Below are 24,342 nucleotides of genomic sequence, written 5' to 3'. Positions count from 1 at the left end.
CGGTGGGTGCGGTTAGTTTGGTGTCATGACTTCGAGCGCGCCGGCGTTGGCCCAGATGGCCGATGATGAGCGGCATTGCGCTACCGAGTTGGTCGAGGTGCTTCATCATTGCAACGCGGTGCGCGCGGCCGCCGATTATCGGATGTTGCAGGCGGTCAGCCTGATTCATGATGAACGTGAACAGGACCATCTGGTGCGGTTGGCGGCGGCGTTGGGTGAGCAGTCGACGTCGCTGGCCACTTTGGAACGTTTGGCCAAGCGTGCGGCGGCCGGGGAGGATCCCCGCGCCCAGTACGGGCCGACCGGGTTGGAGATGGCGATCGCCGAGGTCGGTGCGGCGTTGACGGTGCCCCCGGCCCGGGCGCGGGAGTTGATCGAGGCCGGCAGCGTGTTACGGCATCAGTTGCCGTTCACCGGCGCCACCCTCGTCGCCGGACGGATCGACCTACCGCGGTTTCTGGTGGTGGTACGGCGCACCGTGTTGGCCGATCCCGCGAAGTTCGCCGTGTTGGATACCGAGATCGCTGCGGCCATCGAGTCACGCGAACCGATGTCGATGACCCGGTTCACCACGATGATCGACAAGATCATCGCGAAGATCGATCCGGCCGCGGTGCGGCGTCGCCGTGAGCAGGTCGACACCGACCGCAACATCAGTGTGCGCCCCGACCGCCACACCCCGGGCCAATCGCGTATCGGGGGTGTGTTGCCCGCCGAGCAGGCCGCGGCCATCGATGCCCGACTCCAAGCGATGGCCGCCTCGGTGCATCCCGACGATCCACGCACCGCCGCTCAACGCCGCGCCGACGCGTTGGTCGCTTTGGCCGATGGTGCCGCCCGTCTGGACTGCCGGTGCGAAGTCTGCACCACCACCGCCGGCGCCGACGATGACAGCGCCGCCGGCGAGGAACGCGACGGACCCGACGCATCACCCGACACCGGCAGCGACGCCACCGGCACCGACGCCTCCGACGTGACCGCGTCTGACACCAACGTGAATGGTGCGGCCGAGGTCCGCGACAAGCAGGGCGAGGCTGTTACCGATGCCGAGAACGGTGCCGGCGCCGAGACCGTCACGTCGGACTGTGCGCCGCGTCCAACGTTTCACATCGTGGTCAACCTGAGCACCCTGCTCGGTCACGATGATGATCCGGCCTTCCTCGACGGGCACGGTGTCATCGATGCCGACACCGCCCGCGCATTGTTGGCCGAGGCCAAACGCTGCTACGTCACACCCGACACCACCAACCTCGCACAAACCGACCGCTACGCGCCGTCGAAAAAACTCGCCGACCTCATCCGGGCCGGCGAGCTGTGTTGCAGCTTTCCCGGCTGCAACAACCGCGCCTATCACGCCGATGTCGACCATTCGGTCCCACACGCCGAGGGTGGCGCCACCGATGCACGAAACCTTAAGCCGCTGTGCCGTTTTCACCACCGCATCAAAACCTTCGCCACCGGGTGGCGCGACTACCAAGACCCACTGGGCACGGTGTTCTTCCAATCACCGACCGGCCACACCTACCTGGGCAACGCGTTCACCGGCCGCGACCTGTTCACCTCGCTCACCCGCAGCACCCGACCACCCGATGACCCCGCCCGACAACGCATCGACACCCTCCGCGGCCAACGCGCGAAATCGGTAGAGCGCGCCGACACCCGCGCCATGGAACGCTGGAACACACAGAACCCACCACCGTACTGATCGGGGGTCATTCCTGCCCGAATACGGCCAGGCCCAGACCCGCCGCCACCAGCACCGCGACGTATGTGGCTACACCCACCCATCCGAACGCGGAGAACGCCAGCCCGCCCAGCGCACCCACCACCGAACTCCCGAGGTAGTAGTGGAACAGGTAGAGCGACGATGCCTCGGCACGGTGATCGGTGGCGCGCGCCGACACCCAGCTGCTGGCCACCGAGTGCGCGGCGAAGAAGGCCGCGGTGAACACGAACATGCCGACCAGCACGATTGGGAGATTGTCGGGCACGGTCAGGCCGAGACCGACCAGCATGCTCGACACCGCGGCGATCAGTACCGGCCGTCGTCCCCATCGGTCGGCGAACCGGCCTGCGATCGTCGCGGAGAAGGTGCCCGCCAGGTACATCACGAACACGGTTGCGACCACTGCCTCGCTGAGCCCGAAGGGGCCACGCAGCAGGCGGTAGCCCAAAAAGTTGTAGACGGTGACGAATCCGCCCATCAGCACGAAACCGAGGAGGAACAGTGGGAGCAGTCCCGGGTTGCGCAGATGGCCGAGCAGGTTACCGATCGTGGTGGCCGGTGAGATACGTTGCGGGGCAAAGAACTGCGACGCCGGGACGGTCCGCCAGAAGATGATGGCGAAGGCCAGCGACACCAGGCAGGCGATCTCTAGGGCCCACTGCCATGTCACCACGTCGACGGCGAAGCCCGGGATCAGGCGACCGGTCAAGCCGCCGATGGTGGTTCCGGCGATGTAGCGACCCATTGCGGTGCCGAGCGACCCGCCGTCGATCTCCTCGGCGAGGTAGGCCATCGCCACTGCCGGCACCCCAGCGCACAGCACGCCCTGGAGTCCGCGGCCGACCAACAGCAGTTCAATGGTCGGCGCCCACGGCAGCAGGATGCCGACGATCGATGCGGCCAGCGCGGAGATCGCCATGATGCGCACCCGACCGAAGCGCTCCGACAAGACGCTGGCCGGGATGATCGCGACGGCCAGGAAACCGGTCGTCAGCGATACCGACAATGCCGCGGAGGTGGGGGAGACACCGAAATGATCCGACAACTGCGGCAATAGGGCCTGCACATAGTAGAGCGCCATGAATGTCGTCATGCCGGCGGCGAACAACGCGATGGTGGCACGGCGATACCCGGGTGTGCCCGGGGTGTATCCGGTCCTCGCGGCTGTAGAGGCTGTGGTCGTCATCGCTACTCAGGCAAGCACCACATCGCAGATGCGCAAAATGAAGCATGTGCCAGTCTCTTATGCAGATGGGAATAATTGCAGGTAGATTGAGTCTGATGCACGATGAACTGGACTGGTTTATCGCCATCGCAGAGGCGGAGAACCTGACTGCGGCCGGCGAACAGGTTCACGTTTCGCAGCCGACGCTGTCTCGTTTCGTCGCGCGCCTCGAGCTCGACCTCGGAGTTCCGCTGTTCGATCGGCACGGACGGCGACTCGTCCTCAACCGCTTCGGGCGCGTCTACCTCGAGCGCTCCCGGCGCGCCCGGGTCCAACTCGACACCGCGCGACGGGAGATCGAGGACATGACTCGGCCCGCGCAGGGACCGATCCGCTTGGCCTTTCTGCATTCCTTCGGCGTTGCGCTGGTCCCCGATCTGATCAAGGGTTTCCGAGACGCCAATCCCGGGGCCCGGTTCACCCTCACCCAGGATGCGGCGGCCACGGTGGTCGATCACGTGGCCCGTGGCGAGGCGGATCTCGCGATCGTTTCACCCCGGCCGATGCGTACCGACATGGCATGGCTCGCGATAGCACAGCAGAATCTCGCCCTGGTGGTTCCGCGGGGCCATCGCTTCGCCGGGCGTTCGGTCATCGGGCTCGCCGAGGCCGCCGACGAGGAGTTCATCGTGATGCAGCGCGGATACGGGATGCGGCGCATCGTCGACGAGCTCTGTGCCGCAGCCGATATCGCGCCGACCATCGCCTTCGAATCCGCCGAACTGACCACCATCACGGGTCTGGTGGGTGCCGGTTTGGGGATCGGGGTGGTGCCCGTCGATGACACTGCGCTCCGACCGGGCGTGGAGCTGATCCCGCTGGCCGACGAGTCTCGCGAGATCGGGCTGACGTGGTTTCGTCCGAGACCGTTGCCGGATGCGGCGGACCGATTCCGGGACTTCGTGGTCGACCGAGCGCGCGCCGACTGAGCGCGGACGAACCAAGCGCCGACCGGCGCTTTCACTGCCGCGGGCCGGCGCGCAGCGGGGACTCGCCACTGATCGAAGCCGACGATGGTGACACCGAGAACTTTGCCGTGACCTGGCGTTCGCAAGGTCCGCCGACCGGGGGATCCGGTGGTGGAGGTGATGGCCACCGATCGGTGGGCCGTGAGGTGCGGGGGGATCTCGATACGCCCTCGGCTAGCGCCTCGGGCTACTCGATCAGCGAGAAGGGTGAGCCTCGGCTAGCGCCTCGGGCTACTCGATCAGCGAGAAGGGTGAGCCTCGGCTGGCGCCTGGGGTTATTGGATCAGCGAGAAGGGGCGGCTTCGGTTGGCGCCTCGGGCTACTCGATCGGCGGCAGGGGACTGTGGCGGGCGCGCACCGGGTGTTTCGCACCACAGCGGGGCCGGGGATTTGCAACTCTACCCTCCCCGAAGGGTAGAGTTCCGAGCTGCGTCCGGCGGTCTGCCCGCCGGCATCTTTCTCGCCGACCGCAACGGTGCGGTCGGTGCCCAGCATCGTCAGGTGACGCGATCACCGTGTGCCGCCGTGCGCGGCCGAAGGAGACGTCCATGTCGTCGACCACCACTGTGGTCTCGCCCCAGCAGGAGCAGTCGGTCCTGGCCGCACTGCGGTCCCCGCGCCGACTGCGCACCGAGGTGCTCGCCGGACTCGTCGTCGCACTCGCGCTGATCCCGGAGGCCATCTCGTTCTCCATCATCGCCGGCGTCGACCCCCGGGTGGGCCTGTTCGCGTCGTTCACCATGGCGGTCACCATCGCCATCGTCGGCGGCCGACCCGCGATGATCTCGGCGGCGACCGGCGCGGTGGCGCTGGTCGTGGCGCCGCTCGTGGACAGCCATGGCCTCGACTACCTGATCGCCGCGGTGATCCTCGCCGGCGTCTTCCAGATGCTGCTCGGCGGGCTCGGCGTGGCCAAGCTGATGCGGTTCATCCCGCGCAGCGTCATGGTCGGCTTCGTCAACGCCTTGGCCATCCTCATCTTCAGTGCGCAGCTGCCGCACCTGATCGGGGTGCCGTGGCTGGTGTATCCGATGGTCGCCATCGGCATCGCCATCATCGTGTTCATGCCGCGGATGACCACGGTGATCCCGGCGCCGCTGGTGGCGATCGTGCTGCTCACCGCGGTCACCATCGCCGCCAGTCTCTCGGTCCCCAACGTCGGCGACGAAGGCGAACTGCCTGACAGCCTGCCCGCCTGGCTCATCCCCGATGTCCCGTTCACGTGGGACACCCTCACCATCATCGCGCCGTACGCGTTCACCATGGCGCTGGTCGGACTGCTGGAATCGTTGATGACGGCGAAGTTCGTCGACGACATCACCGACACCCACTCCGACAAGTCCCGGGAAGCCGTCGGGCAGGGTGTGGCCAACATCGTCACCGGATTCTTCGGCGGCATGGGCGGGTGCGCGATGATCGGCCAGACGATGATCAACGTGAAGTCCTCCGGCGCACGCACGCGCATCTCGACCTTCCTGGCCGGTGTGTTCCTGCTGATCCTGGTCGTCGGCCTCGGGGATGTGGTGGCGCTGATCCCGATGGCGGCGCTCGTCGCGGTGATGATCATGGTGTCGGTGGGCACCTTCGACTGGCACAGCATCAACCCGAAGACGTTGCGCCGCATGCCCAAGAGTGAGATCACCGTGATGCTCGCGACCGTGGTGGTGACTGTGGTGACCCACAACCTGGCCTACGGTGTGATCGTCGGCGTGATCACCGCGATGGTGCTGTTCGCCCGCCGGGTCGCGCATCTGACCGAGGTCGTCGACGTCGCGCACCCTGACGACGACACACGCGTCTACGCAGTACGCGGCGAATTGTTCTTCGCCTCCAGCAACGACCTGGTCTATCAGTTCGACTACGTCGGCGACCCGCGCAACGTCGTCATCGACATGAGCGACTCCCACATCTGGGACGCCTCCACCGTCGCCACCCTCGACGCCATCACCACCAAGTACGCGGCGAAGGGCAAGACGGCGACGATCGTGGGCCTCAACGACAGCAGCGCGCAGCGTCACGAACGGCTCAGTGGTCATCTGTCCGGGGCACACTGACACCATGACGGGGACCGAGAAACCGGACACGCCGGCGGCCGCCGACGATCTGCTCCAGATCGGGGAGGTGGCCCATCGCACCGAACTGTCCATCAAGACGATCCGGCACTACGACGAGGTGGGACTCGTCGTCCCGTCGGCACGGTCGGCGGGCGGCTTCCGGCTCTACACGCCCGGCGACATCGACCGACTATTGGTGATCCGCCGGATGAAGCCTGCCGGGTTCAGTCTCGACGACATGCGCCGATTGCTCGATGCCGAAGCGGTCCTCGACGACCCGGAAGCGTCCGCCGACGGCAAGGCAGCCGCCGGTGCCGAACTCGCCGAATTCCATCAACGGGCACAGGAATCGTGCCGAAAGCTGGCGCGGCAGTTGGCCTACGCCGAGGAACTCACCGAGCAACTCGCGGCTCGGGCGGGCGCTCACTCATGACCGAGGTGTAGCCCACCCATCGGTACCTCGCTCATCGGTACCTCGGCGATCGCCACCGTGCCGCCGTCGGGATGCCGCCGCACGGTCAACGACCCGCCCTGGCCTCCCAGCCGCACCCGTCGCGACGCCAGCCCGATGTGTCCGCCGGCCACGCGATCCGACAGTGCGGCCTCGTCGATGCCGACACCGTCGTCGAGCACCACGAGCCGCCCGCGTCCGTCATCGATCTCGACGGTGAGGTCCACCCTCGTCGCCCCGGCATGCTTCACGACATTGGTGAGGAGCTCACGCGCGGTGGCGAACAGAAGCGGGTCGGCTGGTGAGCGGAGGTCGTCCGGCCATCCGACAGCGTCGACGGCGATCGTGAGTGTGGAGCGCTGCTCGACCGAGCGCGCGAGATCCGCCAGCGCCACGGCGAGGCCGGCCTGATCCAGCACGGCCGGGTGCAGTTCGCCCAGGGTGGACCGCAGCAGCTGCGCAGCGGATCGCAGTGCCCCGTCGATCCGCGCTATGCTCTCGGCGTCGTACGGGCCCTCGCCGAGCGAAGCCAGCTCCTGACGTGCCCCCAGCACGTACTGCAACGCGCCGTCGTGCAGATGTTCGGCAAGGTCGCGACGCTCACGCTGTTCGATCTGCATCACGTCGTCGAGTAGCCGACGACGTTGCGCGGCGAGCGATCCGATGGTCTCCACCCGGGAGCGCTGCAGCCGCGACAGCAGCACCGCGCCCAACGCGAGAACGACGATCACGAGGGTCTCGAGCGCGATTACCGACCATGGCCGCCCGTTGGGGATGCGGGCGATCACCTGAGCCGCGAAATAGACCACCACCGTGGGGATCACCACCGCCGCGCACACCAGTGGACGCATGCTGATCGCCGCGATCATCGGCACGATCGCGAAACCGGTCACCAGAACGTCTGCAGTCCAACTGATCTGATCCGAACCACTGGCCACCGCGGTGACCGCGACGAGCGCACACAGGTCGACGAGCAGGATCAGCCAGGAAAACCGGATAGCGAGCAGACCGACCCGTGGCGCCAGGATGGCACCCAACGCGCACCATCCGGCGTAGGCCGCGGCCAGTGCGATGCAGAGCGTTGTCGAATAGATCGGCGGCTCCACCGTCACCGACAGCACCACGAAGATCGTGAGCAGCAACCGCAGCAGCACCTGAATCCGGATGCCCTGCAGCGCATGCGCGACCAGGATCGTGTCGATTCGCTGCTCCTCGGCGAGCTCGGCGAGGCCGAGGCGCGGTGGCGGGCTACTCGAGGAGGCCACGGCGCATCGCCTCGGCGACCGCGGCAGCGCGATCGGAGACCCCCAACTTCTCGTACAGGCGCTGCGTGTGGGTCTTAATCGTCGCCGCACCGATGTAGAGCTCCGCGGCGACCTGCGGGATCGACTTGCCGCGGGCGAAACCGTCGAGCACCTGACGTTCCCGCTCGGAGAGCGCAGGCACGTCGGGCTGCGACCGCAACCGTATCTCGCCCACCAGACCGGCCGCGAGCTGCGGCGGAACCACCGTCTCGCCGTTCGCGACCCGGGTCACCGCGCCCACGATCTCGTCGCGGTCGGCATCCTTCGACAGGTACCCGCAGGCGCCCTCCTCGAGGGCGGTGAACACGATCGGGCCGTCGGTCACCGCTGACAACAACAGCACTCGGGTGCGCAGGCCGTCGCGAGTCACCGCGTGAGCCACATCCACTCCGGTGACCCCGGGCATCTGATAGTCCACGACCGCAACGTCGGGCTGCTCGCGGCGGATGAGGTCCAACCCACTCGCACCGTCGGCCGCCTCCCCGATGACGCGCACCCGCCCACTCTGGGTGAGCCCACGCGAGACTCCATCCCGGAAGAACGGGTGGTCGTCGATCACCACCGCGGTCACCAGCCGATCCATCGGCTCAGGATATGCGCCGAAGCCCTGCGGGCGGACGATATCGCAGTAGGGTCGACCCCATGGCGGGTTGGTTCGATCGCACGATCGTCGAGACGGGTCGGCTGCCGCTGTTCTTCCTGCTGATCGCGTTCGTACTCACCTTCCTGTTCATCCGGTTCAGCGTGCGGATGATTCGCGCCGAGGTGAGCTGGTGGCCGGGCAATGTGACGCCCGGCGGTGTGCACGTGCATCACGTGTTCTTCGGGATGATGCTGATGCTGCTGTCCGGGTTCGGGTTCTTCGCCGTCGACCCGTTCCGCACGCCGGTGGCCGACTGTATTCTCGCGGCGCTGTTCGGAATCGGTGCGGCGCTGGTGCTCGACGAGTTCGCGCTTTTGCTGCATCTGCGCGACGTGTACTGGTCGGAGGAGGGCCGTACCTCGATCGACGCAGTGTTCGTGGCGATCGCGATCGGATTGCTGTTCCTGATGGGCGTGCACCCCTTCGGTGCCAACGATGTGGTCGGCGAATTCCGCGACGCAACCGACAATTCGACCCGTGCCGGTGTGGTACTGGCGGTGACGATCAACGTCTGCTTTGCGATCATCACCCTGCTCAAAGGCAAGGTGTGGACCGGGTTGATCGGCTTGTTCTTCCCGTTCCTGTTGCTGTTCGGGGCAATCCGGGTGGCCCGACCCCGTTCCCCGTGGGCGCGGTGGCGATACGGCAACCGCCCACACAAACAGCAGAAGGCGGCCGACCGCGAAATGCGCTACCGGGAACCCATCGTGCGCGCGAAGATCGTCGCGCAGGAGGCGGTCGCCGGTCGGTTCGGGTTGCCGGAGCAGCCGGCGACACCGCCACGCGAACCACACGTCGACCCCGTTGCCGTCGATCGCGCACCCGGCCGGCTGATCACGGCAGTGCGCTGGCGCCGCACCCGTCGCGAACTGAAACGTGAACCGCCGTGGCGACTGCCGACGTTCATGGTGTCGGCGGCGATCGTGGCCGGTTTGATCGCGATCTCCATCGACGATTCGTTCGCCACCTACGTCCTCGACGCCGGCACCACGGCCACCCTGCTCGGCGTCATCGCCGGCGCGATGGCCACCCTCACCGGTCTGGTGTTCACCGCGGTCACCCTGGCGATGCAGTTCGGTGCCTCGCAGATCTCCATCCGGGTGATCCCGATGCTGCAGCAGGACCGGGTGATGCGCGCATCGGTCGGCCTGTTCCTGTCGACGTTCGCGTTCACCCTGATCGTGGCGGTCGATCTGACCACGGTGTCCGACGGGACCGACGCCCCGGCCGTGTCGACCTCGATCGCGATCGCGCTGGCGCTGGCCAGTGCGTTCATGTTCATCGTGCTGATCGGCAAGGTCGGCAGCATCCTCAACTCGACGCAGTTGTTGCGGTGGATCGAATCGCAGGGACGTCTTGCGGTGTATCGGCAGTATCCCGATCATCAGCCGTACCTGGCCGGAGAAGCCGTGGGCGGCACCACCGCCACCGACGACGACCCGCGACCGGTGACCCAGGTGGTGACCCTGCGCGATGCGCCGACGCAGGGACGTGTGCTGCTGGCGATCAACCTCGACCGCATCCAGCGCCTGGCCATCCGATGGGATGTCCGGGTCGACCTGCTGGTGGGGGTCGGCGACTATGTGCCACACAACGTCGGGGTGTTCGAGATCGTCGGCGACGATCGTCACGTGCGTCCCGCACAGCTGTTGTCGTGTCTGCTGTTCGGCGACACCCACCGTCCGTCAGTGAGTCCGGCCGCTGCGTTGCAGGCCATCTCCGACGTCGCGCTCAAGGCGCTGTCACCGTCGATCAACGACCCCAGCCGGGCGGTGCAGGCGATCGATCACGCCGAGGATCTGCTGCTGATGCTGGCCCCACGGGTGGCGGCCGAGGAGCAGCACCGCACGCTGACCCTCATCGGCGGGTATCGGCGCACCTGGGGCGACTATGTGGGTATCGCCACCGACCAGGTCCGGCACTTCGGTCGGAGCTCGATTCAGGTGCAACGACGGCTGCGCGCGCTCTACGACACCCTGTGCGAACAATGCGGTCCCGACCAACAATCCGCGCTGCGGGAGCGGATGGCCGCGCTCGACGCGGAGGTCGACGCCGACTGGGCGACACCCCTGGATCGGCGCCTGGCGCAGGCCGCCGACCGGCAGGGCTACGGCTCGGAAGAAGGGCGGGTACGCCACCGCCGGTTGCAGATCAACACGACGTCGCAGGGTCAGGCGCCGGTCGACCCCGCCGCCCGGTAGCCGAACAGTCGGCTGAGGTCGGCTGCGGCAGCGGTGACTGTTGTCACGATCTCCTGTGCATCATTGGGATCGAGTCGGTAGCGCGGACCGGAGACGCTGAGCGCCCACACGAGCTCGCCGGTGTGATCGCGCACCGGAGCGGCGAACGCCACCAGACCGACCTCGAGTTCTTCCACCGCCATCGCCCAGCCTCGGCGCTTGATCGTGCGGAGTTCGTCGACCAGTTCGTCGATGTCGACGATGGTGGATTCCGTGAAGCGCTCGAGCTCTGCGGAGAGAATGTCGCGGAGTTCGGTCTCGGGCAGCTCGGCCAGCAGCACCTTGCCCGAGGACGTCGCGTACGCCGGTGACGCCTGTCCGACCCAGGTCCGCAGCGCGACGCTCGACGAGCCGGCCGCCTCGATGACATTGATCGCCTGCGACTGGTTGAGGACCGCGAGGTTGGTGGTCTCGCCGGTCTGCGCCGCCACCGCGTCGCAGGTTTCCTGACCGCATTTGGTCATGTCGAGCGTCGCCATCGTCGAACCGGCCAGCCGGACGACCGTCAACCCGATGCGATACTTGCGTCCGTCCGGCACCTGTTCGACGAATCCGCGCGCCTCCAGCGACGAGAGGATGCGCGATACGGTGGACTTGTGGACGCCGAGTTCGAGAGCGATCTCGGTGACGCCGGCCGAGCCGACATTGCCGATGATCTCCATGACCTGTAGCGCCCGTTCGACGGCACCTACGGGTCGGTCGGTCTCCGCACTCTCCTCAGCCATCGCAGCGCCCAGGGTACCTGTCCGGTTCGTCGGGTCCGGAGCCCCGCCGCGTACGGCCGCGAGATGCGCCCGCCCCGTCATGGCCGGGGGTCCCCGTCTGCCGCGCCAACGGGTGCGCCGTCCGCGGCCACTGTGATGTCGATGGTGGTGTCGATGCGCCGGCGGATCCGCCGGCGAGTGCGTGGTGGCCGCTCGAGCGTCACCGGATCGACCACGACGATCTCGCCGGTCCCGATCTTCTCCGCCTGCGCACGGATGTGCTGATCCACCTGGTCGTCGAGCTGTGAACGCGCCACGATCAACGGGTCGCGACGCAGGTCCAGGCAGAGCGACAGGCACATCCCGATCATCACCACCACGAACGGCAGAGCGGCGATGATGGCCATCTGCTTGATCCCGCTGAGGCCGTCATCGCCGCTCATGGCCAGCAGCAGCGCCGCCACCGCGCCGGTGAGCACGCCCCAGAAGATGGTCACCGATCGGGACGGTTCGTGGGCGCCACGCTCGGACAGCGTGCCCATCACCAAGGAGGCGGAGTCCGCACCCGAGACGAAGAAGATCGCCACCAGGATCATCACCAGCGCCGCGTCGAAACCCATCACGCCGTCGGTTTGCTCCCGGATGGCGGTGCCGCCGAAGACGCAGAACCACACCAGCGACACGGTCGTCGGCACCACCATCACCCCGATCACGAACTCGCGGATGCTGCGGCCCTTGCTGATCTTCGCCAGGAACATGCCCACGAACGGCGTCCACGACACCCACCACGCCCAGTAGAAGATGGTCCAGCCGGCCAACCAGCTTTCCCCGGCGGCGTCGACGGTCGCCGATGACCGCGCCGAGAACGCGGTGATGTCATTGGCGTAGGCACCCAGAGTGGTGGGCATCAGGTTCAGGATGAACACCGTCGGACCCACCGCGAAGACGAACACGGCCAGGACGATGGCCAACACCATGTTGATGTTGGCCAGCCACTGGATGCCCTTGGCGACGCCCGACACGGCCGACGCCACGAATGCGGCGGTCAACACGGCGATGATCGCGACCAACAACATGGTGCCCGGGTTGTCGGCCCAACCGACCTTGGCCAGACCCGAACCGATCTGCAGCGCACCGAGACCCAGAGATGCGACCGTCCCGAACAGGGTGGCGAAGATCGCGAGGATGTCGATGATCTTGCCGCCGGCCCCATTGGTCTGCTCGCCCAGCAGGGGAGCGAAGACGGCGCTCATCAGCTGCTTGCGGCCCAGCCGGTGGGTGCTGTACGCCAGTGCCAGACCGACGACGGCATACATGGCCCAGGGGTGAAATCCCCAGTGGAACATCGTCGTGGCCATCGCGGTGCGCACATCGCCTGCCGACATCCCCGGCGGCGCCTCGACGAAGTGATACAGCGGTTCGTAGGAGCCGAAGAACATCAGTCCGATGCCCATCCCGGCGCTGAACATCATCGCGATCCAGCTGATGGTGCGGTACTCCGGCTTCTCACCGTCCTTGCCGAGCGGGATCTTGCCGTACTTGCTCAGCGCGAGACACACCGCGAACACCACGAATCCGTTGGCGGACAGGATGAACAGCCAGCCGAGGCTGCCGGTGATCCACCCGAGAATGCCGGCGCTGACCGCGGACAGGTTGTCGGGGGCAGCCAGACCCCAGATCAGGAAGCCGACCACCAGTGCGGCGGTCACACCGAACACGGTGGGGTCGATGCGGGCTCGGGCAGGGGCGGTGAGGTGGTTGTTCATGCTGCCTCTCGGGTCACTTCCGGATTCGGGTCATCTCGGGGTCGACCACCGGTTCGGAGGTGACGACAGCCGGGTACTGCGTTGTCTGGTAGGAGATCTCGACCTGGCTACCGTCGGCCAGGTCCGCGGGCAGCCACGCGTACGCCAGGCAGGCGCCGACGGTCGCCGACCAGCCGGCGCTGGTGATGTAGCCGACGACCGCGCCGTTCACCGCCACCGGTTCCTTGCCGAGCACGACGGCGGCGGGGTCGGTCAACCGCAGGGTGCGCAGTCTGCTCGGCGCGCCGCGTTCGGCCAGTGCCGACTTCCCGAGGAAATCGTCCTTGGACATGCGGACGGCGAAGTCGAGGCCCGCGGCGGCCGGGGTGTGCTCGATGGTCATGTCGGTTCCGGCCGAGCGATACCCTTTCTCGATGCGCAGGCTGTTGAAGGCGATCCGGCCGGCCGCGATGATGCCGTGCGGTTCACCCGCCGCCATCACGGCGTCCCACAGCGCCCGGCCGTTGGCCGCCGAGGTGTAGATCTCCCAGCCGAGTTCACCCACATACGACACCCGCATCAGGGTCACCGGCACCGCGCCGACGGTGGTCGTCATCGCGCGGAAGTACCGCAGCCCGTCATTGGTCAGGTCGGCCGGGGTCAGTGGTGCCAGCACGTCGCGCGCCAGCGGTCCCCACAGTCCGAGGCAGCAGGTGGCCGTGGTGATGTCACGCAACGTCACCGAACCGTCCGCCGGGAGGTGCCGGGTGATCCAGTCGAAGTCCAGCGGGCCGTTGGCGCCCACCTGGAACAGGTCGTCGCCGAGGCGGGCGACGGTCAGATCCGAACGGACACCACCTTTGTCGTCGAGCATCAGCGTGTAGGTCACCGAGCCCACGGATTTGTCCATGTTGTTGGTGGTGAGCTGCTGCAGCAGGGCCAGCGCGCCGGGCCCGGAGAGTTCGAATCGGGTCAGCGGAGTCATGTCGTACACGGCGACATGACTGCGGGTGTGCGCCGCCTCCGCGACCGCGATCGGCGACCAGTGCCGGGCGGCCCAGGGATCGCGCTGCGGGATCTGCAGACCGTCGGCGACCTTCTGCTCGAGCAGCGGCCGGTTGGCCTCGAACCAGGCGGGGCGTTCCCAGAGGCCGCTCTCCCAGAACTCGGCGCCGAGATTCACCTCGCGGTCGTGGAAGGGGCTGGTGCGGACGTTGCGCGGCGCCCTCCGCTGATCGTGCGGGTGGACGATGTCGTAGACCTCCACGAAGGACTGCGAACTGGTGGCCAGGATGACGTCGTCGCGCAGCGCCTCGTCCTCGAAGCGGTACAGGTCGGTCTCGTGCACGTCGATCCCGGGGGTTCCGTCGATCATCCACTCGGCCATGGTCTTCGCCACGCCGGCCGAATGGGTGACCCAGACCGCCTCGGCAACCCAGAATCCGGCAAGGTCGCGGTGTTCACCCATGATCGAATGGCCGTCCGGGGTGAAGGAGAAGATGCCGTTGAAGCCCTCCTCCACCTTCCCGTTGCCGAGTTCGGGCAGCAGCGCGACGGTGTGCTGCCAGGCGTCGTCGAAGTCGTCAGGGGTGAACATGAGTTTCGAGGGCATCTCGTCGAGCGAGATCTTCGTCTCGTAGTCGAGGTTGCCCACATCCGACGGCATCGGGCGATGGCCGTAGTAGCCGATACCGATGCGGTCGCCGTGCTCGCGGTAGTACAGGTCGTGATCCTGATGTCGCAGGATCGGCAGCGACGCCTCGGCCAGAGCGGAGTTGACCCCGCGGCGGGAGTCGACGGCGGTGGTGATCGCGTACTGGTGGGCCATCGGCACCAGCGGGATGGTGAGCCCCACTCGGCGGCCGAACTCGCGACCCCAGAAACCGGTGCAGCACACCACGATGTCGGCGTCGACAACTCCGGTCGTGGTCCGTACGCCGCGGACCTCACCGTTGGCCTCGACGACGTCGATCACCTCCTGCTCGCCGCGGAACACCGCACCCCGCGACATGGCACGGGCTGCCTGGGCCTCTACGGCGCGCATCGCCTTGGCGAGACCGTCGTTCGGGGTGTGCAGTCCGCCGAGGACGAGATCGCGGTCGATCAGCGGGTACATGGCGGCGCACTCCGCGGCGTCGACGAGCCGATGCTCGACACCGCGCGAGGCCGCCCAGCCGGCCTTGCGGTGCAAGTCCTCCCAGCGCGCCGGGGTGGTGGCGAGTTCCAGCCCACCCAGCGGGTTGAAGCACCAGCCGTCGGGGTGTTCGAGCGAGGAGAACTTCTCGATGGTGTAGGAGGCGAGTTCGGTCATCGTCTTGGACGGGTTCGTCGCGAAGACGAGGCCCGGTGCATGCGAGGTGGAGCCGCCGGTGGCGAACAGTGGGCCGCGGTCGAGGACCGTGACGTCGGTCCAGCCGCGCGCGGTGAGTTCGTCGGCGAGGGAGGTGCCGACGATGCCGGCGCCGACGATCACGACTTTCGGTGCAGCCATGGGTATCTGTCTTTCTCGGGTGGGGTTCTGGGTTGGGAGCTCGGGTGAGGGTGGGTCAGGTGAAGACGACGGTGCTGGTGCCGTTCATCAGAACCCGGTTCTCGCTGTGCCAGCGCACGGCACGCGACAGCGCCAACGCCTCGGCGTCGCTACCGGCAAAGGCCAGTCGCCGGGGGTCGTGGGTGTGGTCGATACGGATGACCTCCTGCTCGATGATGGGTCCCTCATCGAGGTCGGGGGTCACGTAGTGGGCGGTGGCGCCGACGTACTTCACCCCCCGCTGGTGCGCCTGGTGATACGGCTTGGCGCCCTTGAAACCCGGCAGGAAGGAGTGGTGGATGTTGATGGCGCGGCCCCGCAGGGCCGAACAGGTCTCGTCGGAGAGGATCTGCATGTAGCGCGCCAACACCACCAGGTCGACGTCGTAGGACGACACCAGATCGAGCATCGCGGTCTCGGCCTGCGCCTTGGTGTCCGGCGTCACCGGGATGTGATGGAACGGCAGCCCCGCGGATTCGGCCATCGGCGCGAGATCGGTGTGGTTGGAGGCGACTGCGACGAGGTCGCCGCCGAGGGTGCCCGATCGCCACCGGAAGATCAGGTCGTTGAGGCAGTGCCCCAGACGCGACACCATCACCAGGATCCGCTGTGGAGTCTGGTCGTCGATCGAGTACTCCGCGTCCAGCCCGCTGGCGAGATGGTCGAAGGCGGCCGACAGTTGCTCCGAGCCGGACTGGCGGGCCGACGCGAACTCGGTCCGCACGAACAGGGTGTGGGTGATCGGGTCGTCGAACTGCTGGTGGTCGAGCACCTCGCAGCCGTGGCTGTAGAGGAACGAGCTGATCGCGTGCATGACACCGCCGCGGGACGGGCACCGCAGGGTGAGGGTGAATCGGTCGGACATGGGTTCCTCTACGGGGTGGGGATGGAAGGTGGATCAGGGGGTTGTGGCGACGTACTCGGTGGCGGCGTCGACGAGCCACCCCGCGAGATAGTCGGCGAAGGAGCTGCGGACGAAGATCGCGAATCCGCCCGGGACGCGGTGCATGATCACGCCGGCCTGCGCGAGTTGTGTCTGCACCACGTCGTCGTCGCCGAACGCGTTCGGGGACAGGTCGACCGCGCAGCCGTGGGCGAGGATGGTCTCGGCGTGGGGCCCGCCGAGTAGCAGTCGGGTGCGCTGACCCGACATGTCGGCCACGTACGCGCTGTCGCCGGCGCGATCGCCCACCGTTGCGGTCAACGCGTGGGGTGCGACGCCGGCCGTGTAGACCAAGAACTCGTCGGGCCCCAGCCAGAGTGTCGTCTCCGGACCGGTGGACCGCTTCCGGCAGACCCCGGGCAGCTCGAGTCGCGTGCTCGCCGCGGGCCCGGTGGGACGCACCACGGCCTGGGCGACCGGGGTCTCGGCCAGCAGGATCGCCGGGGCGAGGGCGGCGAACCGCTCCGACCAGTCGCGCAGCGGCGGGATCGGCTCCAGATCGGGAATGGTGGTGTCAGCCATCGCGTCGCGCTCCTTCTACATCGACGAAAACAGTTGAGGTGATCTCTACTTCGCACAGTGTGTCGCCGACCGGGACGTCGAGTCGGGTGCCGATCAGGTCGCGGCCACCCTTCACCAGCGCCAGCGCGAACGTCCGGCCCAGTTCCGCGCTGCGGTAGCTCGACGTCACATGACCGAGCATCGGCACCGGCGGAGGCGGCAGCGTGCGGTCGGTCCGGTGGGAGATGATCTGCGATCCCTCCGGTAGCCAGGTGATGCCGTCGGTCGGCAACAGGCCCACCAGGTGTTTGCGGTCGGGTGCCGTCGCCGAGGCACGTGCGAAGGACCGCTTGCCGACGAAGTCGGGCTTCTTCTTCGACACCGCCCAACTCATCCCCAGGTCGTGCGGGGTGACGGTGCCGTCGGTGTCCTGACCGATGATGGGGTAGCCCTTCTCGGCACGCAGTACATGCATCGTCTCGGTGCCATAGGGGGTGATGCCGTACGGTTCACCTGCCGCGATCAGCTGCCGCCACAGGGCATCGGCATAGTTCGCGCCGATGTTGACCTCGTAGGCGAGTTCACCCGAGAAACTGATGCGGCCGATGCGGACGGGCACCCCGCGGTAGGTGGTGTCGCGCCAGCCCATGAATTCGAAGGCCTTGGTGGAGACGTCGAGGTCGGCGAACACCGCCCCGACGACGTCGCGCGAACGGGGTCCCACCACCGGGAAGGTGGCCACCTGGTCGGTCAGCGAGGTCATCCACACGCGCAGATCCGGCCACTCGGTCTGGTGCCACTCCTCCATCCAGTCGAGGATGGCGGCAGCGTTTCCGGTGGTGGTGTAGACGGTGTAGCGGTCGGCGGCGGTCCGCATCACCGTACCGTCGTCCTTGACCATCCCGTCCGCGCCGCACATGACGCCGTAGCGCACCTTGCCGACCGGCAGCGTGCTCATCATGTTGGTGTAGAGCAGATCGAGGAAGGCCGGGGCATCGGGCCCGGCGACGTCGATGACGCCGAGGGTTGAGCCATCGAGGATGCCGACACCCGTTCGGACCGCGGCACACTCGCGCAGCACGGCATCGTGCATGTCCTCGCCGCCGCGTGGGTAGTAGCGCGGTCGCTTCCACTGTCCGACATCTTCGAAGACGGCGCCGCGCTCGACATGCCAGTCGTGGATCGGCGTTCGTCGCACCGGGTCGTAGCCGTCTGCGCGGTCGCGGCCGGCGAGGGCGGCGAAGGTGACCGGGGTGTAGGGCGGACGGAACGTGGTGGTGCCGGCGTCGTTCACAGGGATGCCGAGCATCTGCGCGACGATCCCCGACGTCACGATGCCCGAGGTCTTGCCCTGGTCGTGACCGGTGCCGATGGTGGTGTAGCGCTTGACATGTTCCACCGACCGCATTCCCGCTCCCAGCGCCCGGGCGATGTCGGCGACGGTCGCGTCGCGCTGCAGGTCGACGAACGAGGTCGAGTCCGCCGTGTCGGGATCGGGCACATACCAGCAGACGGCGGGCGCCGCCGGTGTTCGTTCGGTGACCCGCGGGACGGCGCGGAACTCCGGCAGTGGCCGGCCGAGCCCGTTCAAGGTCGCGACCGCACCGCGTCGACCGCTCGCCAGACATGCGGTCAATGTCGTGAGACCCGCTGCAGCGCCGACGATCTCGGTGTTCGCCACGGTGCCGGTGGGCAGGAAGGCCGCAGCGTGGTCGTCGAAGGCGATCGTCCCCCGGAGCTGACTCCACAGGTGCACCGCCGGGTTCCAGCCGCCGCTGACCAGGACGGTGTCACAGGCGACAGAGGTACCGTCGCTCAGGTCGACCGCGGTGACCGCGCCGGTGCCGTGCGCGCGGGTCACGGTGGTGTCGGCCAGGATCGGGACGCCGCGGCGCTGCGCCTTCTCGCGCAGGTCTGCGCTCACCGTCTCCCGGACGTCGACGATGGCGGGTACCGACATGCCGGCGTCGACCAGTGCGAAGGCGGCCGCATAGGCTGCGTCGCAGGCGGTGAACACCACCGCCGTGCGCCCCACCCGCACCCCGTACCGCTTCAGGTACTCGGCGCCGGCACCGGCTAGCATGACGCCGGGCAGATCGTTGCCGGCGAATACGATCGGCCGCTCGTGGGCGCCGGTGGCGATGACGATTCGGCGGGCCCGGATGCGGTGCACACGTTGCCGCGAGATGTGTGTTGGCGCAGCAGTACCGAGGTGATCGGTGCGGTGCTCGACGGCGAGCAGGAAGCCGTCGTCGTAGGCGCCGAACGCGGTGGTGCGGGTCAGGCGCGTGACGTGATCATAGGAATCCAGTTCGGCGACAGCGTCACTCACCCATCCGGCGCCGGGTGTCGCGCCGCCCGCCTCGCCCCGCTCATCGACGAGCAGCACTCGCGCACCGGCGCGGGCGGAGATGACGGCCGACATCAGACCGGCCGCACCCGCCCCCACCACGAGGACATCGGGATGGTGGTGCAGGGCGTCGTAGCGTGCGTCGTCGACGGTGGTGCTCAGCTTGCCCCAGCCGGGGACGCCGTGTGCGACGAGTCCGGGACACAGCGCGACGGTGGTGGCGGGGATCATCGGCTCCACGAAGGGTGCGTCGACACCGACCTGTGCGGTCGCGTCCTCGGCCCATGCGCCGGTGATGCCGCGCGGCCGGCCGAGGTTGACGCTGCTGGTGACGACCCGTACGCCGTTGGCGAGCAGCGCCGAGGCGAGGGTGTCGCCCGCGTAGCCGCGGTAGGTCACCCCGTCGAAGACGAAGTCGATGGGACGGGATCGGTCGATGCGTCCGCCGGTCCCGGTGCGGAAGGGTTGGGATTCGGCGTGGGTGGGGGTCGACGTGAGGTCGGTACCTTCTTCGCTGGTCGTGGTCCCGTTCTGCTGATTGAGTAACCCCGAGCCGCTAGGCGAGGGGTGTATCGAAATCAGCCCACCGTCGGGCGTATCGAGAGTGCTTGCGGTGGGACTGGTCTCGATACGTTCCTCGCCTAGCGGCTCGGAACTACTCCTTGGATCGAGTAGCGGCGAACGGAGTGAGTCGTGTATCGAGATCGACCAGCGGTTGGGCCGGCGGGTCTCGCCATCCACGAACTCGTACGTCACCGTGTCGCGCTCGAGGGTAAACCACTGGCGGCAACCGGCGGTGTGACACCAGCGTTCGACCATCGCACCCTTGGGATTCGGGCGGAAGAACAGGTAGTGCGCCCAGTCGGTGTCGTCGAGCTCGGAGGGCTGCTCAGGGTAGGAGATGCCGGCGGCGGCGCCGTAGTGGAACTCGGTCTCTTCGCGGGGCCCGCAGTGCGGGCACGGGATCATCTGCATGGTGGTGTCTCTGTACTCGAGGCGGTGGCGGGGATCAGTGGGCGACGGCGGCGGCGCCGTGCTCGTCGATGAGTCGACCGGTGACGAACCGGTCGAGGGCGAACGGTGCGTTGATGGCGTGTGGGCTGCCGGTGGCCACCGTGTGGGCCAGACACCAGCCGACCCCGGGTGTCGCTTTGAAACCTCCTGTGCCCCAGCCGCAGTTGAGGTACAGGTTCTCGTACGGGGTGGCGCCGACGATGGGTGAGGCGTCCGGGGTGACGTCGACGATGCCGCCCCAGGTGCGCAACAGCCGGGCCCGACCGAACACGGGGAACAGTTCCACAGCCGCGGCCATCTGACGTTCGATGATGTGGAAGGCGCCGCGCTGACCGTAGCCGTTGTAGGAGTCGACGCCGGCGCCCATCACGAGTTCGCCCTTGTGCGCCTGGGACACGTACACGTGCACCGCATTCGACATCACCACCGTCGGATGGATGGGTTCGAGCAGCTCGGAGACCAGCGCCTGCAGGGGGTGGCTCTGCACCGGTACCCGGAAGCCGAGCTGGTCGGTGAGGGTGGAGGTGTGGCCGGCCGCGCACAGGGCTACGGTCCCGGCACCGATCCGGCCGAGGTTGGTGTCGACCCCGACCACGCGGTCACCGTCGGTGACGAAACCGGTGACCTCACAGTTCTGGATGATGTCGACCCCGGCGTCACTGGCGCTGCGGGCGAAGCCCCACGCCACGTAGTCGTGTTTGGCGATCCCGCCGCGCGGCTGGAAGGTGGCGCCGAGCACCGGGTAGCGGATGTCGGCCGAGGTGTTGACGATCGGGCACACCTGTGCGACCTGCTTCGGGTCGAGCCATTCTGCATCGATCCCGTTGAGCCGGTTGGCCTCCACGCGCCGGATGCTGTCGCGTACGTCCTGCTCGGTGTGGGCGAGGTTGAGCACCCCTCGCTGGCTGAACAGGATCGGGTACCCGAGTTCGTCTTCGAGGCCCTCCCACAGTTTCAGGGAGTGCTCGTAGATGCCGGCGCTCTCGTCCCACAGGTAGTTGGAGCGGATGAGGGTGGTGTTGCGGGCCATGTTGCCGCCGGCCAGCCAGCCGCGCTCCAGCACGGCGACATTCGTGATGCCATGGTTTCGGGCGAGGTAGTGGGCGGTGGCCAGTCCGTGACCGCCCCCGCCCACGATCACCACATCGTAGGTCGACTTGGGTTCGGCTGCCCGCCAAAGGAAGTCGGGGTGGTGGGGGAGGTGCGCGCCGGGTGGGAGCGCGGCGTCGGGTGCGGCGATCCGGGGGTCTGTGGGCATCGTCGGGTGTTCCTCAGTAGTCGATCACAACGGGGGACATGGGTTCGGAGCAGCAGAGCAGGATCTTGCCCTGGTCGATCTCGCGGGGGCGGATTCCGCCCTGGTGGTTCATCACGACGTCGCCGGAGAGTTTGCGGACCTTGCAGGACCCACACAGGCCCACCCCGCATGACGACGGCAGGGTGACCCCGGCGGCCGCGGCGGCGGCCAGGATCGTGGTCCCCGGCGCGACGGTCACCCGTCGTGCGCGACGGGAGAAGTCCACGACCACGCCGTTGTCGGTAGCGTCCTCGGCGGCAGGCAGGCTGAAGCCGAAGCTCTCTTCGTGGATGCGGGCCAGACTTGCCCCCGCCGCCATCAACGAGGTGCGTACCTCACTGCGGAAGCGGCCTGGGCCGCAAAGGAAGACCTCGCGGTCGGCGAGGTCCGGGCAGACACGTTCGAGCATGGCGCGGTCGATACGGCCCCGATGGCCGGTCCAGTCGGGTAGCTCGTCGGCGACCATCCGGGTCGCGGCGAACGCCAGCGTCAGGTTGGTGTGGGAGCGTGCGAGATCCTCCAACTCCTCCTGGAACGGGATGTCGTCGACGCTGCGCGCGCTGTGCACGAATGTGATGTCGAGTGGCGACTCGCTGTCGGTCACCGAGCGCAACATCGACATCACCGGCGTGATCCCGCTACCGGCAGAGATGAACAGATACTTCTCGGCCGGGCGCGCGGTGTAGGTGAAGCGACCGAGGGGACCGGTGGCGGCGATCATCATGCCCTCCACCATGTTGTCGTGCAGCCAGTTGGAGACGTAGCCGCCGTTGACCCGCTTGACGGTGATGGACAGAGTGCCCGGACGGGTCGGAGGCGAGGAGATGCTGTAACACCGCGGGATGGGGCGTCCGTCGATCTCCACCGACAACGACAGGAACTGGCCGGGTGCGAATGCGAAGGTGTGTGAGTCGTCGGAGGCTTCGGGCCCGGTGGAGAACTCCGGTGCACCGCCGGCGATGCGGAAGCTGAACGTGGTCATGTCGCGGGTGGTCTCCGCCCGGGACACGCACTGCAGGAAGATGTCGTCGGCCATGATGATCGGTCACGCACTCGCGGCGTCGGTGACGTGGGGCGTTGTCACACCCAGCCGATCGCGCAGGGTGGTGACGTACCAGTTGATGAATGCCTCCACCTGGAACTCCGACGGGCCGTAGGGACCGGGCACGTAGGCGGGACTGCTGATGCCCTGATGTGCGAGTGCGACGAGGTCGGCGTCCTGCTGGTTGGTGGTCTCCCACATGCCGGTGAGATGGTCGAGGTCATAGTCGACGCCCTCCTCGGCATCGCGATGGACCAGCCAGGTGGTGCGGACCAGTGTCTTGTCCGCGGCGACGGGGATCACCGAGAACAGCAGTGCGTGATCGCTCGTCACGTGCAGCCACATGTTGGGTTGCAGGTGCATGGAGAGCCGGCCGAGCTGCGCCTCGGGAATGTCGGTCAACAGCCGGCCGCAGGCGGCGGTGCCGTCCAGGGTGAAGGACTCGCCGGCGAGATCGAGAGCTTCTCGCTCGATGTGGAAACCCGTTGGGCGGGTGTCGAGTTGCTCGATGCGGGGGTAGGGGAGACCCCGCCGATCCCAGATCTCGATCTGCGCTGCGGTGGCCCGCCGGTAGCGATCGAAGACCGGTGCGAGCCGGCTGGGGATGGCGTCGGTGCTGCTGTAGCCCCAGGTGGGGAAGAACACGTTGAGCAGTTCGGGATGCCCGCCGCAGTGGTAGCACTCGCGGTTGTTCTCCATGGCGAGTTTCCAGTTGCCGTTCTCGACGAGGTCGGTTTGTTTGGCCACCTTCGCCTCGGCGAGGCGGTGCGGTGCCAGGTACGGCTCGACGATGCCGGCCACCTCGTCGATGTCGTTGGGAGGTTCGTCGGCGAGGCAGATGAACACGAGTCCGGCGATCGTGCGGACGTGGACCGAACGCAGCGAGTAGCAGGACTTGTCGAAGCCGGGCGCCTGCGCGTCGGCGAACTCGAGGCGGCCGTCCATGCCATAGGTCCAGGAGTGATAGCTGCACACGATGGTGCCGGTGGAGCCGTTCGGTTCGGTGAGCAGACGCGCGCCGCGGTGACGGCACACATTGTGATGGGCTCGGACTCGGCCGAGGTCATCGCGCGCGACGATCACCGACCGTGAGCCGAAGGTGATGGTCACGTAGTCGCCGGGCTCGCTGATCTCGGCCTCTGTTGCGACGAAAAGCCAAGACTTGGAGTAGATCTCGTCGAGATCGAGATCGAAGAACTCGTCGCTCACATAGAACGGCGCGGCGAGGCTCTCACCGTGCACGCGTTCGGTGAGCAGGGCGTGGGTGCCGGGTGCCGGGGCGCTGGTGGCGGTACGCGCAACGAATGGTGCGGTCATCAGCGGTGGATGCCTCTCTGCACAGGTCCTGAGGTGGAGGATCGGAGATGGGTTGCAGCACAAGATCACTGAGGGCAGGAATGGGTTCCGGCCGACAGTGGGCTCTGATCGGGGGTGGTGATCGAGGAGAATGTTCAGATGTTGCGTGATACGCAACGACGCGCATCCGATGCAACAAGTGTGCGTTCCAGCTCTTGCGCTGTCAAGCCGTCGGCTTGACTCACGTAATCTGCCCGCGAAACGCCCTCGGTGCCTCACATAGGTTTGCCCGCGAAATGGTGATCGTCG

General features: G+C 67.4%; 17 protein-coding genes. 5 read left to right on the top strand and 12 right to left on the bottom strand.

Features of this window, described 5'->3' with window-relative positions; genetic code table 11:
* The first annotated feature begins 25 nt into the window (after window positions 1-25).
* Complete coding sequence (locus tag VX037_RS08290) at window positions 26-1,705, top strand: HNH endonuclease signature motif containing protein (RefSeq protein ID WP_328713855.1); 1,680 nt, start codon at window positions 26-28, stop codon at window positions 1,703-1,705.
* A 7-nt stretch (window positions 1,706-1,712) separates the two neighbouring features.
* Here the strand turns inward: VX037_RS08290 and VX037_RS08285 are convergent, their stop codons facing one another.
* A complete protein-coding gene (locus VX037_RS08285; RefSeq protein WP_266062968.1) occupies window positions 1,713-2,912 on the bottom strand; it encodes an MFS transporter in 1,200 nt (399 codons plus the stop codon).
* Between the two features lie 95 nt (window positions 2,913-3,007).
* Here VX037_RS08285 and VX037_RS08280 point away from each other — a divergent pair, with 95 nt between their 5' ends.
* From VX037_RS08280 to VX037_RS08270, 3 genes are all read left to right on the top strand, one after another.
* Window positions 3,008-3,880, top strand: coding sequence for a LysR family transcriptional regulator (locus VX037_RS08280; RefSeq protein ID WP_235726350.1), 873 nt, complete (start codon window positions 3,008-3,010; stop codon window positions 3,878-3,880).
* A gap of 587 nt (window positions 3,881-4,467) precedes the next feature.
* Window positions 4,468-5,973, top strand: coding sequence for a SulP family inorganic anion transporter (locus VX037_RS08275; RefSeq protein ID WP_266062967.1), 1,506 nt, complete (start codon window positions 4,468-4,470; stop codon window positions 5,971-5,973).
* A gap of 4 nt (window positions 5,974-5,977) precedes the next feature.
* Window positions 5,978-6,406, top strand: a complete 429-nt coding sequence (locus VX037_RS08270) for a MerR family transcriptional regulator (RefSeq protein ID WP_266062966.1) — start codon at window positions 5,978-5,980, stop codon at window positions 6,404-6,406.
* Here VX037_RS08270 and VX037_RS08265 read toward each other — a convergent pair.
* Window positions 6,397-7,689 (bottom strand): sensor histidine kinase, encoded by a 1,293-nt coding sequence (locus tag VX037_RS08265; RefSeq protein ID WP_328713854.1) that lies wholly within the window; start codon window positions 7,687-7,689, stop codon window positions 6,397-6,399. The genes VX037_RS08270 and VX037_RS08265 overlap by 10 nt on opposite strands.
* Entirely contained in the window at window positions 7,673-8,311 is a 639-nt protein-coding gene (locus VX037_RS08260; protein ID WP_328713852.1) for a response regulator transcription factor, read from the bottom strand. The genes VX037_RS08265 and VX037_RS08260 overlap by 17 nt, the downstream gene beginning before the upstream one ends.
* Window positions 8,312-8,370: 59 nt before the next feature.
* Between VX037_RS08260 and VX037_RS08255 the strand changes: the two genes are divergently transcribed.
* Window positions 8,371-10,572 carry a DUF2254 family protein gene (locus tag VX037_RS08255; RefSeq protein ID WP_328713851.1) on the top strand — a complete coding sequence of 734 codons (2,202 nt, stop codon included), beginning with the start codon at window positions 8,371-8,373 and terminating at the stop codon, window positions 10,570-10,572.
* Here VX037_RS08255 and VX037_RS08250 read toward each other — a convergent pair.
* The 9 genes from VX037_RS08250 to VX037_RS08210 form a co-directional block, all read right to left on the bottom strand.
* Window positions 10,542-11,336, bottom strand: a complete 795-nt coding sequence (locus tag VX037_RS08250) for an IclR family transcriptional regulator (RefSeq protein ID WP_287017072.1) — start codon at window positions 11,334-11,336, stop codon at window positions 10,542-10,544. The genes VX037_RS08255 and VX037_RS08250 overlap by 31 nt on opposite strands.
* A 77-nt stretch (window positions 11,337-11,413) precedes the next feature.
* Complete coding sequence (locus VX037_RS08245; RefSeq protein WP_328713849.1) at window positions 11,414-13,081, bottom strand: BCCT family transporter; 1,668 nt, start codon at window positions 13,079-13,081, stop codon at window positions 11,414-11,416.
* Window positions 13,082-13,094: 13 nt separating this feature from the next.
* On the bottom strand, window positions 13,095-15,551 hold the full coding sequence (locus tag VX037_RS08240; RefSeq protein WP_328713848.1) for a GcvT family protein: 2,457 nt from the start codon (window positions 15,549-15,551) through the stop codon (window positions 13,095-13,097).
* A 55-nt stretch (window positions 15,552-15,606) separates the two neighbouring features.
* The gene (gene purU / locus VX037_RS08235) at window positions 15,607-16,455 is read right to left on the bottom strand and encodes a formyltetrahydrofolate deformylase (protein ID WP_328713846.1); all 849 of its coding nucleotides are present in this window, start codon (window positions 16,453-16,455) and stop codon (window positions 15,607-15,609) included.
* A gap of 33 nt (window positions 16,456-16,488) precedes the next feature.
* Entirely contained in the window at window positions 16,489-17,055 is a 567-nt protein-coding gene (locus tag VX037_RS08230; protein ID WP_328713845.1) for a sarcosine oxidase subunit gamma, read from the bottom strand.
* Complete coding sequence (locus VX037_RS08225; RefSeq protein ID WP_328713843.1) at window positions 17,048-20,359, bottom strand: sarcosine oxidase subunit delta; 3,312 nt, start codon at window positions 20,357-20,359, stop codon at window positions 17,048-17,050. Before VX037_RS08225 ends, VX037_RS08230 begins: the two co-directional genes overlap by 8 nt.
* 34 nt (window positions 20,360-20,393) lie before the next feature.
* Entirely contained in the window at window positions 20,394-21,656 is a 1,263-nt protein-coding gene (locus tag VX037_RS08220) for a sarcosine oxidase subunit beta family protein (RefSeq protein WP_235725644.1), read from the bottom strand.
* A gap of 13 nt (window positions 21,657-21,669) precedes the next feature.
* Entirely contained in the window at window positions 21,670-22,731 is a 1,062-nt protein-coding gene (locus VX037_RS08215; protein ID WP_328713842.1) for a hybrid-cluster NAD(P)-dependent oxidoreductase, read from the bottom strand.
* Between the two features lie 9 nt (window positions 22,732-22,740).
* Entirely contained in the window at window positions 22,741-24,054 is a 1,314-nt protein-coding gene (locus tag VX037_RS08210) for an aromatic ring-hydroxylating oxygenase subunit alpha (RefSeq protein WP_328713839.1), read from the bottom strand.
* Between the last annotated feature and the right edge of the window lie 288 nt (window positions 24,055-24,342).

Origin of the sequence: Gordonia sp. Z-3 (assembly GCF_036233855.1) — a bacterium.
In the GTDB taxonomy this organism is placed as follows: Bacteria; Actinomycetota; Actinomycetes; order Mycobacteriales; family Mycobacteriaceae; genus Gordonia; species Gordonia tangerina.
The sequence above is the reverse complement of the archived record's forward strand: the minus strand, read 5'-3'. Positions and strand labels throughout refer to the sequence as shown.